At 44.5% G+C, this 14,773-nt stretch carries 14 protein-coding genes and 1 pseudogene; 9 read left to right on the top strand and 6 right to left on the bottom strand.

All coding sequences use genetic code 11. From position 1 onward, the window contains the following. Positions 1-132: 132 nt before the first annotated feature. The 4 genes from BLW31_RS12235 to BLW31_RS12220 all read right to left on the bottom strand — a co-directional run bounded on the left by BLW31_RS12235 (position 133) and on the right by BLW31_RS12220 (position 4,582). Complete coding sequence (locus BLW31_RS12235; protein ID WP_010538243.1) at positions 133-2,220, bottom strand: type IA DNA topoisomerase; 2,088 nt, start codon at positions 2,218-2,220, stop codon at positions 133-135. Between the two features lie 62 nt (positions 2,221-2,282). Further along, a complete protein-coding gene (locus tag BLW31_RS12230; RefSeq protein WP_010538242.1) occupies positions 2,283-3,851 on the bottom strand; it encodes a DUF3945 domain-containing protein in 1,569 nt (522 codons plus the stop codon). 20 nt (positions 3,852-3,871) lie between these two features. Further along, positions 3,872-4,222: a helix-turn-helix domain-containing protein gene (locus BLW31_RS12225; protein WP_010538241.1), complete on the bottom strand. Its 351-nt coding sequence runs from the start codon at positions 4,220-4,222 to the stop codon at positions 3,872-3,874. Between the two features lie 3 nt (positions 4,223-4,225). Beyond that, the gene (locus tag BLW31_RS12220) at positions 4,226-4,582 is read right to left on the bottom strand and encodes a helix-turn-helix domain-containing protein (protein WP_029425573.1); all 357 of its coding nucleotides are present in this window, start codon (positions 4,580-4,582) and stop codon (positions 4,226-4,228) included. Between the two features lie 280 nt (positions 4,583-4,862). Here BLW31_RS12220 and BLW31_RS12215 point away from each other — a divergent pair, with 280 nt between their 5' ends. After that, entirely contained in the window at positions 4,863-5,162 is a 300-nt protein-coding gene (locus BLW31_RS12215) for a helix-turn-helix domain-containing protein (RefSeq protein ID WP_004291426.1), read from the top strand. Between the two features lie 31 nt (positions 5,163-5,193). Continuing rightward, positions 5,194-5,499 (top strand): helix-turn-helix domain-containing protein, encoded by a 306-nt coding sequence (locus tag BLW31_RS12210; RefSeq protein WP_004293861.1) that lies wholly within the window; start codon positions 5,194-5,196, stop codon positions 5,497-5,499. Positions 5,500-5,576: 77 nt separating this feature from the next. On the opposite strand, the gene BLW31_RS12205 is transcribed toward BLW31_RS12210, so the two are convergent. Beyond that, a complete protein-coding gene (locus BLW31_RS12205) occupies positions 5,577-5,939 on the bottom strand; it encodes a hypothetical protein (protein WP_004293860.1) in 363 nt (120 codons plus the stop codon). Between the two features lie 11 nt (positions 5,940-5,950). Continuing rightward, positions 5,951-7,186 carry a site-specific integrase gene (locus tag BLW31_RS12200; protein ID WP_010538237.1) on the bottom strand — a complete coding sequence of 412 codons (1,236 nt, stop codon included), beginning with the start codon at positions 7,184-7,186 and terminating at the stop codon, positions 5,951-5,953. A gap of 362 nt (positions 7,187-7,548) precedes the next feature. Between BLW31_RS12200 and BLW31_RS24790 the strand changes: the two are divergent. The 7 genes and pseudogenes from BLW31_RS24790 to lepB form a co-directional block, all read left to right on the top strand. Next, positions 7,549-7,614, top strand: a pseudogene (locus BLW31_RS24790) (hypothetical protein); the annotation flags it as partial. Positions 7,615-7,663: 49 nt separating this feature from the next. Beyond that, the gene (locus BLW31_RS24785) at positions 7,664-7,786 is read left to right on the top strand and encodes a hypothetical protein (protein ID WP_256207917.1); all 123 of its coding nucleotides are present in this window, start codon (positions 7,664-7,666) and stop codon (positions 7,784-7,786) included. A gap of 150 nt (positions 7,787-7,936) precedes the next feature. After that, positions 7,937-9,112, top strand: coding sequence for a DUF4934 domain-containing protein (locus BLW31_RS12190; RefSeq protein ID WP_010538236.1), 1,176 nt, complete (start codon positions 7,937-7,939; stop codon positions 9,110-9,112). Then, positions 9,109-9,987 carry a DUF1573 domain-containing protein gene (locus BLW31_RS12185; RefSeq protein WP_010538235.1) on the top strand — a complete coding sequence of 293 codons (879 nt, stop codon included), beginning with the start codon at positions 9,109-9,111 and terminating at the stop codon, positions 9,985-9,987. Before BLW31_RS12190 ends, BLW31_RS12185 begins: the two co-directional genes overlap by 4 nt. 16 nt (positions 9,988-10,003) lie before the next feature. Then, positions 10,004-12,016, top strand: coding sequence for a hypothetical protein (locus BLW31_RS12180; protein WP_010538234.1), 2,013 nt, complete (start codon positions 10,004-10,006; stop codon positions 12,014-12,016). Next, complete coding sequence (locus tag BLW31_RS12175) at positions 12,007-13,887, top strand: glutaminase domain-containing protein (RefSeq protein ID WP_010538233.1); 1,881 nt, start codon at positions 12,007-12,009, stop codon at positions 13,885-13,887. Before BLW31_RS12180 ends, BLW31_RS12175 begins: the two co-directional genes overlap by 10 nt. Then, complete coding sequence (gene lepB, locus BLW31_RS12170) at positions 13,880-14,755, top strand: signal peptidase I (protein WP_010538232.1); 876 nt, start codon at positions 13,880-13,882, stop codon at positions 14,753-14,755. The genes BLW31_RS12175 and lepB overlap by 8 nt, the downstream gene beginning before the upstream one ends. The last annotated feature ends 18 nt before the right edge of the window (positions 14,756-14,773 follow it).

Here is a 14,773-nt window from a genome sequence, read left to right as displayed (position 1 = left end):
GGGATAATCGGTTGGAAAAAGGAAGAAAAAGGCACTCGGTATCCCTCCGAGTGCCACCACTAAATCCAAAGTATGAGTGTAATCCGGTATCGAAGAACAATTCATTACTCTGAACAAGTGGCAAAGTTAATACTATTTCTTCCGTCCTGAAAATTTCTTGCCCTTTTTAGCCTCCGGGAACACGAAAGTCATGTTATATTCCCCGTCAAAGGCTACGACGGCATCGAAACTCTTGCCTTGTTTGCTCTTGAAGCCTTTGAGCAACTTGGTATGTCCTTCGGTGAGCAGGTCTTTGATTTCGTCGTCGGACAGGGTGCGTCCCGCTTTCAGCCGGAACACGGGCAGACCGCACTCGGCGTTGTCGCATCTGACGACCTTCCCGTAGAACCGCATCCTGCCCGTGCCACACTTGGGACAGGCACAGCCGGAATCACGGCTGCCGAAGAGCTTGTCGCACGAGAGCAGTTCGGAAGTGATTTCCCGTGTGTACGCCTCTATCTCCCTGTGGAAAGCGTCGGCGGACACCTCGCCGCGCTCGATGCGGGCAAGCTCCCGTTCCCATTCGCCCGTCATGGCTACGTCGGCTATGCGCATCGTCTTGACGACGGAGTTGAGGGCAAGACCTTTTTCGGTAGGCACAAGCGATTTCTTGCAACGTTCCATGTAACCGCGCTTGAAGAGCGTTTCGATGATGGAGGCGCGTGTGGCGGGAGTGCCGATGCCGCAGTCCTTCATTGCCTGACGCAGCGCGTCGTCCTCAATTTCCTTGCCAGCCGTTTCCATCGCTGAAAGCAGGGTGGCTTCGGTATGCAGCGGTTTGGGCTTGGTTCTTCCTTCTGTGACGGATACGCCCTTAATCGTCAGATAATCGCCTTCATGCAAATCAGGCAATATCACATCTTCCTTCTCCTCGCCATAGACGGCACGCCATCCGGCTTGTTTGACAACGCTACCTTTCACGGTGAACTCCACTCCGGCACATTCCGTCGTGATAATGGTCACGTCTTTGACACATTTTTCGGAGAATGCCTCGACCATGCGTCCGGCAATCATGTGGTAGAGGATGCCGTCCTCTTTGGAGAGGAAGAGCGGCTTCTCGCCCGTGACGAGCAGGGCATGGTGGTCCGTCACCTTTCCGTCGTCCACGCTGCGGCGTGTCGGTGTAGCTTTCGCCCGCACCTTGTCTTTCCATTCTGGCTGCGTGCCGATGAAGGCGAGCAGCTTGGGGATTTCGGCGTACACGTCTTCGGGGATGTAGCGGCTACCCGTTCTCGGATAGGTTATCAGTTTCTTCTCGTAGAGTTTTTGCGCAGTTTCAAGCGTCTGTTCCGCCGTGAAACCGTGCTTGGTGTTGGCTTCCTTCTGGAGGGTGGTCAGGTCGTACAGCAACGGAGTGTCCTCCGTCTTCTCCTTGCGTTCGGCTTTCGTTACTGTTGCGCAGCCTGCCTCCTTTACCTTGTTATATAGTTCCATCGCCGACTCTTTCTCCTTCCATTTCTCGGAGGATGAGAATTTCACGATCTCGCCGTCGCAACCGTCCGTTGCGATATGGAGCTGCCAGAAGGCTTCGGGCGTGAAACGGCGGTTCTCCCAGTAGCGTTCACACACCATCGCCAGCGTGGGTGTCTGCACCCGTCCGACGGAATACGTGCCGTGTCCGGCGGCGATGGAGAGTGCCTGCGTGCCGTTGATGCCCACGAGCCAGTCGGATTCGCTCCGCGCTTTGGCGGTGAGGTATAGGTTGTCATACTTGCTGCCGTCTTCGAGTTTCCGCAGTCCCTCGCGGATAGCCTTGTCGGTGAGAGAGCTGATCCACAGGCGCACGAAAGGAGTGGTGCTGCCCGTGTAGTGGTAGAGGTAGCGGAAGATAAGCTCTCCCTCGCGTCCGGCATCGGTCGCCACGATGATTTGTTCGCTTGCATCGAACAGTCTTTTGATGACTTTTATCTGCGACACCACGCCGCTGTCGGGCTTGTAGCCCTTCTCTGTCCTGACCTGACGGGGGACGAGCGTGAAGGTGTCGGGGATAATCGGGAGGTTGTCACGGACAAAGCCGCGCACGCCGTAGCCGTCGGGCATGGCAAGCTGGACGAGGTGTCCGAATGCCCATGTCACGGCATAGCCGCCTCCTTCGAAATATCCTTCCTCTCTTTTTGTCGCGCCCACGATGCGGGCGATTTCACGTGCCACGGAGGGCTTTTCTGCAATGATTGTCTTCATGTTTTCTTGCTTTTGTTGTTGATACTTTGGATTTTATTTTGGATTCAGTGGTGGACACGGGATTACATTTTCATGCCTTTGTTGTTTTTCTTCGGTTTGTCCTGCTGCTGTTGCTGGCGGGCGGTCTTCGGGGCTGTCTGACCTTTCTGCAAAGGCTCTTTCAGGTTCTTTGTCGCCTCGTTGGTCTTGCCCTCGTTGTTCACCGCCACCTGCGTGCGGCTCTCGTTGGACGGGGCGACCTGCTGCCCGATGTCGGGATTTGTTTCGTAGCGGTACGGGCGACCCTTCTCCGGGTTGAACTTGATATACATCGTGGCATGGAAGCCCTGCTTGTCGGTCACGTTCTCCAGTTTCACGGCTTTGCCCGCCACGTAGTCGGCTTTCTGCTGGTCGGTGAAGTTCACGTCGCTCCATTTGCTGATGGGGCGGATGCTGCCGTCCTCGTTCGTCCACGTGTTGCGGCGTTGCTCCTTCTTGGTCCGGTCGGCATTTTCCCCGCCCTGCGCCTGACTTTTAGAGGTGTCGCCTTTGGCTTCCTGTGTCTGTGCGGTACGGGGCGACTTGCCGGTTCCCGGCACGAACTCCACGCCGCGCTGCTCCACGTTCACTTGCAGGGTGGTGACGAACTTCCTGCCGTCGTTGCGCTCGATGAGCTTGTCGCGCACGGGCAGTCCGGCGCGGAGCATGTCCCGCTCCTGCGCGGTGATTTCCGTCTTGCCGATGCGCTCCGGGATGCGCACCTTGCTCGCCGGAATGTCCGTGATTTCATTCGTCTTGCGGTCGATGCTGATGTAGGAGGGGATGATCTCGCTCGTTTCCTTGTCCACGATGTCCACGACCCTGCCGAGGTTGCCCGTCTCGCACAGGTTCTTCCGGTCGTCGTCGGAGAATTTGTGTTCTTTGTACTCGTCCAGTTTCTGCTCCTTGCGGATGAAGTGCGGCACGAGGCTGACATTCCCCTCGCCGTCCTTCTTGAAGGAAAGGCGGGCGTCCAGCTCGAATGATTCACCACCGAAGGTGGGCTTGACCTTCACCAAGTCGGACTTGCCGTAGTGGAGCATTTTCGTAAGGTCGCCGGACTTTTCAAGGTCGTCGCGCTTCACGCCCCATCTGTCCTCCAGTTCCTGCCAGTTGATTTTACCCTCGTCGATGGGCCGGTAGCCCCGTTTCCCCTGCGTCTGTTCGGAAGTGTCCTGTTGCTGTTCTTTCTGTTGTTTCATGTTCTCCTGTTTTTGAGGTTCTTGTTTCTCTGTCTGTTGCGCAGCTTGCTCTTCCATCACCTGCTGTTGATAGGGGAAGGTGTCGATTTTGTGCGGTGCGAGGATTTGTTTGTTCTGGTACGGATGCTGGAGCAGGTCTTTCATCACGCCCAGCATGGAATCCACTTGGTCCGCCGCGATGCGGTAGAAACCGAAGCGGCTGGGTTCCTTGCACTGTCGGAAGAAGTTCTTGAAGAAGTTGTCCAGCACGTCGCCATGTCTGTCGAATTGCAGGAAACTCTGCGCGTTCTCCGCTTTCGCGGGGGTGCGCTTGGGTGTGCCGTCCGCGTTCAGCCCGGCTACCACGCTGATCTCGCCCGTCTTTTCGTCACGGACTACCAGCACGTCCTTTTCGTCTTTTTTCTTTGCCATCTGAAAAATGTTTTAATGGGTTATTTATGAAAGAAATTATGGATACGCGCCTTGTAGAAGGCTATATCTTCCTTTTTGAAGTCCTTGATATGGTTGGAAAGGAATGTCAGCACGTCTTCCTCGCTGTAATAGGTTTTCTTGCCCAGTGTCTTGTAGGGCAATGCGCCGACACTGCGGTAGCGTTGCAGGGTGCGCTTGCTTATCTGGAGCAGCATACACAAGTCCTGATTGTCGAAAAGGCGGATGCTTTCCGTGATGGAGGGCTGTCGTTCCTCCACCTTCATCGCCAGCAGCAGTTCGTCCTGACGGTCGAGCCGTTCCATCAGCTTCTGCATCCAGCCCTCGAAGTTGTTTCGTGTGAGCAGTTCCATGACCTATGTCCTCCTTCCTTTGGGGCTGCCTCCAGTGCGCAGCGTGTGGTTGCGTTTCAGCTCCTGCGGTGTCGCGGCGTCCTCGTTGACGGTACACTCATCAAGCAGGCGGTCTATTTCAGACTGTCGGTAGCGGCATTTGCCGCGAAGCACGACATAGCCGATGCGTTGCTCGCTGCGCATACGCTGGAGGGTGCGGGTACTTACGTTAAGCAGGTGCGCCGCTTCGCGTGTGGTGAGCAACCTGTCGGGCGATGCCGCTTTCTTGTCGCCGGAGACGGCACGGACGTGTGCCGCAATCTCTGCTATCTGTTCCGTCAATGACCGGAAGACGGAACTTTCCATCGTTATCACTTTCATATTCAGTCCTTTCTTTTTGTTTATTTTCATGAACATAAGCTGCTCCTCGGCATATCGTTCAAGCAAGCTTGACGCTCTGCACTCGGCTTGCTCTATGTTTCTGCGGCAAAAATCGGCAATAAACAAAAGGGGCTTTAACAACTCACTACGTGACTCACGTAAGATTTTTACGGAAGATGGCTCCGTAACCCGGTCAAACGGCGCAACAGGCAGCCTTTCAGCGGAAAACGGCACATGTTCGGAACCGTACCGTTACCTTTGCGGGCAAACCGATAATTGCATGAATATGGAAATAGTATCTATCGAGAAAAAGACTTTCGAGATGATGGTGGCGGCATTCGGCGCACTCTCGGAGAAGGTCGCCGCCCTGAGGCGCAAAAGCGACACGGGGCGCATGGAAAGATGGCTCACGGGCGAGGAGGTCTGCGGGCAGTTGAGAATAAGCCCACGCACGTTGCAGACGCTGCGTGACAGGCGGCTTATCGGCTACTCGCAGATAAACCGCAGGTTCTATTACAAGCCGGAGGAGGTGAAGCGGCTGATACCGCTTGTCGGCACGCTCTATCCGCATGGCAGATGATTTGATTTATTCACCCACTGAATCCGAAGTTATGATGAACGAGAACAACGATGTTTTTACGATGGAAGACGAGCCGATAGCCTCTGTGATGCAGGATATGCGCAAAGGTTCGAAATGGCTGTCCGCCTTTCTGGAAAGTTACCGTCCTCCGCTGGACGGGGAGCGTTACCTGACGGACGGCGAGGTGTCGGAACTGCTCCGCGTGAGCCGGCGCACCTTGCAGGAATACCGCAACAACCGCGTGTTGCCCTTCATACTTTTGGGAGGGAAGGTGCTTTACCCGGAAACAGGGCTGCGTGAGGTGCTGGAAGCGAACTACCGCAAGCCGCTGGAGTGAGGCGGTTTCATGAAAAAGTAAACGGGTGACACCTTTTGTGGTGCTACCCGTTTACTTGTCTTATGGGGTATGTGCAATCAGCAATACCCGGCTTTTCCGTTCTGTATGAACATCACGTATGTCTGCCGTTTCTTTTGTGAGAGTGCCTTTCCCACCAGCCATGTGCGGAACAGGTGGGTGTTGTAGGTGTTCAGCCGGAAAGCGACCGGGATGATGATTTCAAGCGCGTACACGTCCGCGTACAGCCCGTTTTCAAGCTGCATGTAGCGGCACACCTCGTAGTCGTTCAGCACGTCCGACTTGCGGACGGCTCTGATGGCGGCGTTCACTGCCGGGACGGTCGTATGGAACAATCCGGCTATTTCTGTGGCGGTCATCCACACGTCGTTACCGGTTACGCTGACTGCCTTGTCCTCGATGATGATTGTGTCACGTTTCATGGCTTTTCTTTTTAGATGGTGCAACCTGCAAATTCCTCGACGCCGTTCAATCTTGCGGCAAGGTTCTCCATGTCCTGATTGAGCTTCTCTTTGGTTATCTTTGCGTAAATCTGCGTCGTCTTTATGCTCTTGTGTCCGAGCATGGAGCTGACGGTTTCGATGGGAACACCGTTGGAGAGGAATATCGTCGTGGCTGCCGTGTGGCGGCTCTGATGCCACGTGATATGCTTGGTGATGCCGCAACGCTTGGCGACGGCACGGATACCGGCAAGGCACGTGTTATAATGCGGAACGGGGAATATCTTGCCGTTCTCGCACAGCCCACGGTATTTGCCGATTATGCGGTTGGCGATGTCAAGCAGGCGGATGTTGGACACCACGCCCGTTTTCTGGCGGTTGATGTTTATCCACTCGTGTTCGTCGAAGTAGGTGCGGATATTCTCTTCCGTGAGGTTGCGCATATCCGAGAACGACAGCCCGGTGAACGCGCAGAACAGGTAGAGGTCGCGGTACAGTTCCTGTTTGGCGTTTTTCAGTTTCCCGTCCATCAGCAGGCGTATTTCCTCTTTGGTCAGGAAACTGCGTGTCGTTTCCTCCTTCTTGATTTCATACTCGCGGAACGGGTCGCGTGTCAGCCACTCGTTGTTGATGGCGATGAACACCATCGTCCGTAACGGGCAGACGTACAGCCACACGGTATTGGTGCAGCAGTGCTTGTCCGTGCGAAGGAACATCTCGAAGTCGGAGATGAAAGCCGGGGTAAGCTCTTTCAGGGCGATGTCCTTCACATGGTAGCGGATGTCAAGGAACTCTTGCAGGTGCTTGTAAACGATACGGTACTTTTCCAGTGTACCTTTGGCTTTCATGCCTGCCTCCACCTGTTTCTCATAGTCCTCGTTGTGCTGGCGGAACACCTGCATCAGCGTGTGGTAGCGGTGTTCCAGTCCGAGAAAGGCATTTTTCACCTTTTCCGCCGTGACGAAGTTGTCACGCTCCATGATTTCCTGATAGTGTCTGTTGATGCGTACCCGCATTTTGTCAAGCATACGGTTCGCTTCGAGAGCCGCCGTGCTTCTGCCCGTGACACGTCCCCCTTTGGTGTCCCACAGTTTCGGATCGACGGTCAGCTTGCAACTGAACTGCGTCTGGCTGCCGTCCACCGTGATGCGTCCCATGACGGGAACTGTCCCGTCTTTCTTCACTACCTGACGTTTGAGGTAGTAGATTACTGAAAATGTACTCTTCATCGTCCTTAATTTTTTTTGGTTTCAAAATTAGTTGGTGAAGAGTCCGGTATCGGTACGCAAAACGGGGAGGAACGGAGCAATCTTTTTCCGTAACCGGATTTTTCGCGTGAGTTGTGAGTAACTCACTATAACATAGTGCCTTGTTTCGCCATTCGTGCCCGTTTGTCGCATTTTCGGGCATGGTTACGAACAAGTAACGTTGCGGCGTCAAGATTTGGCTTCGGCAGGGATTGTAATGGCTTCACGAATTATCGCCACTTCAACTAAAACCCTTGTAACTCAATTCTATCACTATATCTTTCCGCATTTCACTTTTTTGTAGTAACTTTATTTTAGAAAAGAAATTAGTAGCTGTAATCTCATTGTTTGTTATTATTTTAATTGGAGGATATACAGTTTATTCTTCACAGAATAATGTGAAGTTGTCTGATCTGGTCTTAGCTAATGTGGAAGCGTTAGCTGAATATGAATCTCCTGATGTTGAAATTACTTGTAATGGGACAAAAAATACTCCTCCTGGTAGATGCTGGCATCAGTATGCTGATTGTGATTTGGGGTGGTTTCATCATCCTGAAGATTGCAGATTTTCTGGTAGTATGAGTGATACTTGTCTTACTCCTTGCGAGTAGAAGTATAGATTTTGTGAGACTGACTAGAAAGAAGAGCTTTTGATAATTATACTTTTTACTTTTGTCTGTAAATCAGAATTGTTGGACTTTCTAGTTAGTTCCTATGTAAAAATATGATACAATGAAAAAAATAAGTGTAATAATCTTGGCAATTGTTATTGTTGCGTGTGCTTCAAGTAATAAAAACGTACTAGACGGAGTTGAAATAGTACCCGTAGATGTGCATAAAGCTTCTAAAGATGCTTCATCTTTTTTAGAAAAAATAGAGATTGTCCCTCTAGAGACCAACGACTCATCTATCTTTCATAAATGTAATAAAATCATTTATAATAAAAGTATGGATATGTATGCTCTTTATACTAGTGATCAAATTGTTTTTACTTTTTCTGGTAATGGAAAATACATTGATAATTCGAAGAGAATGAATGGTCAGGGTCCTAAAGAATACAATATGGTATTAGACATTAATTTTAATCCTTATTTAAAAGGGATTGATATGCTCAATCCATATGGAACAGTATATACTTATAGTCCGACATTTGGACTTTTATCTAAGAGACAATTTAAACCAGAGTTTCCTGTAGATTATCTGATGGCTCTAGATTCAGATAATTATATTTTCAATCATCCTTTTGTATGGACAAATCAAGAAGTATCGTTTATTGACTTAAAAACGCAGCAATCAGTCAATGCTAATTATGAAGGAACTATTTCTGGAAACACAATGAGTAATGATTGTTTTTATCGTATAGGTGAGCATTTTTATTTTGTACCGTTTGGAGTAAATTATTATTTTTATCAAATAGATGCGAAAGAAAAGAAACTTACCCCGATTATATATCTTGATATGGGAGATGCTGAAGTCAAGGCTGATGGTTTACCTGGACGGGCAGTAGGAAAGAGAAATAGTTCTGATGAAGAAAAAAGAGAAATTACAAAAGAGGCTACAGAGAGATATTTATTTTTGAAATATTCTTCACAGAATCTTTTGCCGGTACTTAAATTTTTCAACAATGATTATGTGTATGTTTATTTAACAACGACCGATAGAGGATACGGAAGTCATTTTATTTATAACAGAAAAATAAAAGAAGGTTTTCTAGTAAAAGATGGCAAGCCTTTCATAATGTATCCTTGTTTTGGGATAGTTGATAATGTATTACTTTCTATTTGTCAGCCTGATAGGATATCTGAAGTTGTAGTTCGTAAATTAATGGCACCTGACGAAATACAAAAGATGGAGCAATTGACAGAAGATGATAATCCTGTAATAGTAAAATATTATTTAAAAAAATGATACGTTTAATAAGTTTGTTGTTTGTAACTATATTACTAACTTCATGCAAGGAGTCGAGGGTAGATAAAATAACACGTTTAGTTAATGAGTGGAGTGGAAAGACGATTCGATTTCCTGATAATATGTGCCTAACGTCTTATGCTAATGATACAGTTATAATGAAATATGAAAGAGAAAAACTCCCTTATACTATATTGAATTATGTGGATACAATTGGTTGTATGAGCTGTAAGTTGCAATTACCAAGATGGAAAGAGATGTTAGAAGAAATAGATTCTGTTTACCCCAATAAGGTGAACTGTTTAATGGTATTCTATCCAAAGGGGAAAAGAAAGTTTATTAAACATTTAAGAGATAACCATTTTGATCGCTTTGTGTTTATAGATGAAATGGATTCTTTAAACAGAATGAATAATTTCTTACATGAAGAGCATTTATGTACATTTCTTCTCGATAAAAATGATAAAATTATAGCAATTGGAAATCCAATACTTAACTATAATGTAAAGAAAATGTATTTAGATATTATTTCGGGAAAAACGGTATTATCATCTTATGATAAGCAGCTTTTAACTGATGTATCCATATCAAAAACAAAAATAGACTTAGGTACTTTTTCTTGGAATGATGCACAAGAAGTCGAGATACAGATTTCTAATGTGGGGAAAAATACATTAGTGATGAATGATGTGATAACTTCTTGTGGTTGTATTTCGGTAGAATATTCTAAGGAACCGATTCAGTCTAATAAGGTTTTAAGTATGAAAATAAAATATAAAGCTGAACATCCTGAACATTTTGATAAGACAATCACTATATATTGTAATATAAAGGATGCACCGCTTCGATTGAAGATAAGTGGAAATGCTGAATAAATAGTATTGAAGAGATATGGCCAAATTTTGGAAATATATTCAACATGTTGTTATAGTAGTATTGATTATAGAACTAGGATGCTTTATTGTAGGCAAAGTGTTTTCCAAGGAAGAGTCTATATCTTCTTTGGAACTTGCTTTGCGTATAGCAAAAGGTAATCGCACAGAACTTGAGAAAGTACTTTATTATTATCAGCAGGATGCTACTGATAGCCTGAAATATAAGGCTGCATGTTTTTTGATAGAAAATATGCCATATCACTCCTATACACATGGAGAACAATTGGAAAAATACAAAAAGTATTATGCGTGGCTGAAGGATAGTCATGGAAAAACTCCTGAAGAAGTAGCGGACTCTGTGAAAAAAACATTTGGTCCAATTGGACAGTTAGATAAAAAATATGATTTGCTGGAAGTCGATTCAGCTTATTTGTGCAATAATATTGAGTGGGCTTTTAAAGTTTGGCGTGAACAACCGTGGGGAAAGAATATATCTTTCGAAATGTTTTGTGAGTATTTGTTGCCTTATCGTATTGATGATGAGGTATTAGCCTATTGGCGTGAAATGTATTATGATAAATATAATCAGCTGTTGGATTCATTAAAGACGTCTGATTCGTTAGATATGGAAGATCCGGTAGTAGCTGCAAATTACTTAATAAATACATTACCTGATAAGTGGCATTATTATACTTCAACTACTCCTTACTCTTTCGGGCATATCGGACCTGAATATGTACAATGCCTGTCAGGAACCTGTCGGGAAGTGACTGATTTTACTGTATATTTATTTCGAGCCTTGGGAATTCCTTGTACAATTGATTTTGTTCCTGTACGTAGCTATGTTAATGCCGGGCATTTTTGGTTGGTAGCCTGGGATAAAACAGGTGAAGCATATATGGCTAATTTCCCGGAGAATCTGGGAATGGTTCGCAAAAACTGGTGGTATCGTTGGGATGATAGTCCAAAAGTGTATCGATATACTTTTGATATAAACAAAGAATTATATGAGCAAATGGCGAAATATAATGAAAAGGTATATCCATTTTGGAGTTTACCGAAATTTAGGGATGTTACTTATGAATATGCTTATTCTTTTGAAAAAGAATTAGTCATTCCATTGGAAAAACTTTATAGGAATAAGAGTAGTGGGAGAATAGCTTATCTATGTGTTACTAATAGAAATAACTGGATACCGATTGATTGGACTGAATACGATGCGGGACATCTGGTTTTCCGAAATGTACGAAAAGGTACGCTAATGAGGGTGGCTACTTATGAGAATGGTACTTTGAACTTTTTGACTGATCCTTTTTATGTGGATAAGCAGAAGAATGAACAGCATTATTTCTCTGTCGAAGGAGATACACAAGATGTGGTATTGTATGCTAAATGTAATATAGATGGAGAAAATATATTTCGTGATCGAATGATAGGGGGTGTTTTTGAAGGCAGTAATCAATCGAATTTTGCAATAAGGGATACTTTATTTATCATACAAAGTAAGCCTGATCGTTTGAATACGACAGTAAGAAGTTCGACAAATAAAGAATATCGTTATATCAGATATGTAGGTCCTCCCGGAGGATTATGTAATGTGGCTGAAGTCGCATTTTATGAAAAAAATGATTCTGCAGCCTTGTTTGGAAAAATAATAGGGACTCCCGGATGCTATCAGCATGATGGAACGCATGAATATACAAATGTGTTTGATGGAAAAACGTGGACTTCTTTTGATTATTTCAAATTTACCGGAGGATGGGCAGGACTTGATTTGGGTAGGAAGGTGCAGATAGACCGTATTGTCTATACTCCCCGCAACAGGGATAATTATATTCGTCCTGGTGATATCTACGAGTTGTATTATTGTGACCGATACTGGAAATCCGCCGGAAGAATCAAGGCTACAGTTGATTCATTAGTATATAGAGGAATTCCTCGAAATGCACTTTTGTTCTTACGTAATCATACGCGTGGCGTAGATGAAAGAGTTTTTGTTTATGAAAAGGGAGAGCAACTATGGAAATAAGACTTACAATTAAACTTGTTATATTGTGGAAAACAATCATTTTATTAGGAATAATTGTCTTGCTATCTGCTTGTTTCCATTCGGAGAAGGAGGCTGTACCTTCTATTGGTATTGTTCCTGATGAACATATGTTGCTGGCTATTACTCCTGATTTCTCTATAAAAATGGCGGGAGATGCATTGAATAAACATTATCTGCGATTGAAGTCTGGAAAGCTATTTCCAGTGATAGGAATTTTACGGATAGATGGTAGGACTTATCGTTTTATGGGAGGAGATTCTTTACGTATATCTCCTATAGCTCCTCTTGCAAATGACAGTGTCGGATGGTCGGGGAAATATTCTTATTTGTTTCCTGGAAAAGGGTGGGAGCAAAAGGAATATGATGATTCTTTTTGGAAAGAAGGAAATGGTGCTTTTGGACCTGTAAAAGGTAATTCAAATATTCGTACCGCATGGGGAGCGGAAAATATATATGTCCGCAGGCATATTAAGATTGACAATAAAGATACTTTAGAAGGGCATAAAATTTATGTCTGTTATATTTGCGATGATCAGATAAAACTTTTTTGGAATGGAGATTTTTTCTCTGAAAAAGGAATAACATATCAAACACAATGTGAACGTTTAACAGATGAAGCTATTGCTCATATTTGTAATGGAACAAATGTTTTGGCAGCTTATGGACGTAACACAGGAGGCCCCGCATTGTTGGATTTTGGTCTGTATATTGAAAATAAAACTTACAGTGAAGCAGATACGGTCCTATTGAAACAAATAGATATACAAGCTACTCAAACTCACTATGTATTTCAATGCGGGGATGTAGAACTTCAGATTGATTTTGTTTCACCTTCTTTGTCGGAGATGTGGAATATGACAGGGTGGCCTGTCGGTTTCCTTTCCTATCAAGTTCGTGCAGAAGATAAAAAGGAGCATACGGTAGAAATTTTGTTCGATGTGGATATGGAATGGATGTTTGGCAAGAGGAAGATTGACAGTTGGGTTGAACAAGAGTGGCGGTTTGTCAAGTCTGATAGTTTATATTTAGGTATGACGGCGGATGAAACAACGTTTTCATGCGATGATAGTCATGTTGTTTTGTTTCAAAAACTGTGTGCAGAAAATGGAAATAAAGGCATATTGTTAATAGGATGTGGAGAAGGACAGAGGATACAATATGTTGGTGAGCGTTTACAACCTCTTTGGAATAGCAATAGAACTGGAGAGGTTAAAGAATTAATGATGGCTGTTGGAAACAAGTATCAGAAACTAAGGGAAGAATGTGATAAATTGGATAAACTGTGGAATAATAAGGCATTTCAAGTGAGTGATAAGACATTTGCTGAACAGATTCTTCCTTCTTACCGTAATTTTATATCTTCCCATAGGTTTGTGTTATCTTCGGATCATAAGTCATTCTGTTTTGGAGATACTTTGGGTAATGTCAGAGAAATATATAAGAATTTTCCTGTCTTGTTATTTTTTAATCGTGTTGATTGGATGAAAAGTTTATTAAATCCGATATTCGAATATTGTGAAGATGAGCGTTGGAAAAGGAAATATCCACCTTATGATATAGGCTTATATCCGGTTGCAAGTAAACAAGTAAAAACAGATAATTGTGCAGAGGAAGCTGCTGCTAATATGTTAATGATGATGTTAGCCATTGTAGAGGCAGAACAAAATTTCAGTTATGCTGAATTGCATTGGGAACACTTGTGTTTATGGGCAAATTATCTGAAAGAGAGGATGGCAGAAAATGCTTCTCCTTCTATTGAATTATTGGATGGAAATGACGAACACGTAAAGTGTGTACTGGGATTGATGGCTTATCGTAAATTGATTCAACTAAAAGATGCGTATGAGTAGGGTGAAGAAAATTCTAGCGATAATAGAGAATTTACTATTCTTACTATTCTGTATTATAGTAATTCTATTTTTGATACAGCTATTCTGTTTTACCTCGTTTAAAATTCCATCGGATTCTATGGAACCTGCATTAAAAGATGGAGATAGAATATTAGTTAATAAAATGATAAAGGGGGCCAGATTATTTAACGTGTTCGCTGCTTTGGATAACAAAGACGTTACTATTTTCCGGATACCGGGGTTAGGTAGTTTTAAGAGAAATGATGTACTGGTTTTTAATTTCCCTTATCAGATGAATCGGTGGGATAGCATCCGGATGAACGTAATGCAGTATTATGTGAAGCGTTGTATAGCTTTGCCTGGGGATACATTGGAAATCAGAGGAGGATTTTATAAAGTGCGTGGATGTCACGAACAGTTGGGAAATTATAAAGCTCAGCAATATCTTGCCAAACTACAGCAACCGGAAAAACAAGGAATCGTAGTGGGAACATTTCCTTATGATGGAAGCTTAGGGTGGAATATTCGGGAGTTCGGACCATTACCTATCCCGCAAAAAGAGCAGATAGTAGTAATGAACCGTACTAATTATTTATTATACAGGCAGTTGATTGCTTGGGAGCAAAAGAAAAAAATACACTTAAAAGAAGAGCAGGTATTTATGGGAGATAGTCTTATTCATCAGTATTGCTTTAAAAAGAACTATTATTTTGTATCGGGGGACAATATGGCTAATTCGCAAGATTCCAGATATTGGGGAATGTTGCCGGAAGAATATATTGTAGGCAAAGCTACCCGTATTTGGAATTCAAAAGAAAAGTATACTGATCAGGTACGTTGGGAGCGGATTTTAATGAAGATCAAATAAAATAGGAGATAACAGAAA

Source organism: Bacteroides faecis MAJ27, assembly GCF_900106755.1.
Taxonomy (GTDB): domain Bacteria; phylum Bacteroidota; class Bacteroidia; order Bacteroidales; family Bacteroidaceae; genus Bacteroides; species Bacteroides faecis.
The sequence above is the reverse complement of the archived record's forward strand: the minus strand, read 5'-3'. Positions and strand labels throughout refer to the sequence as shown.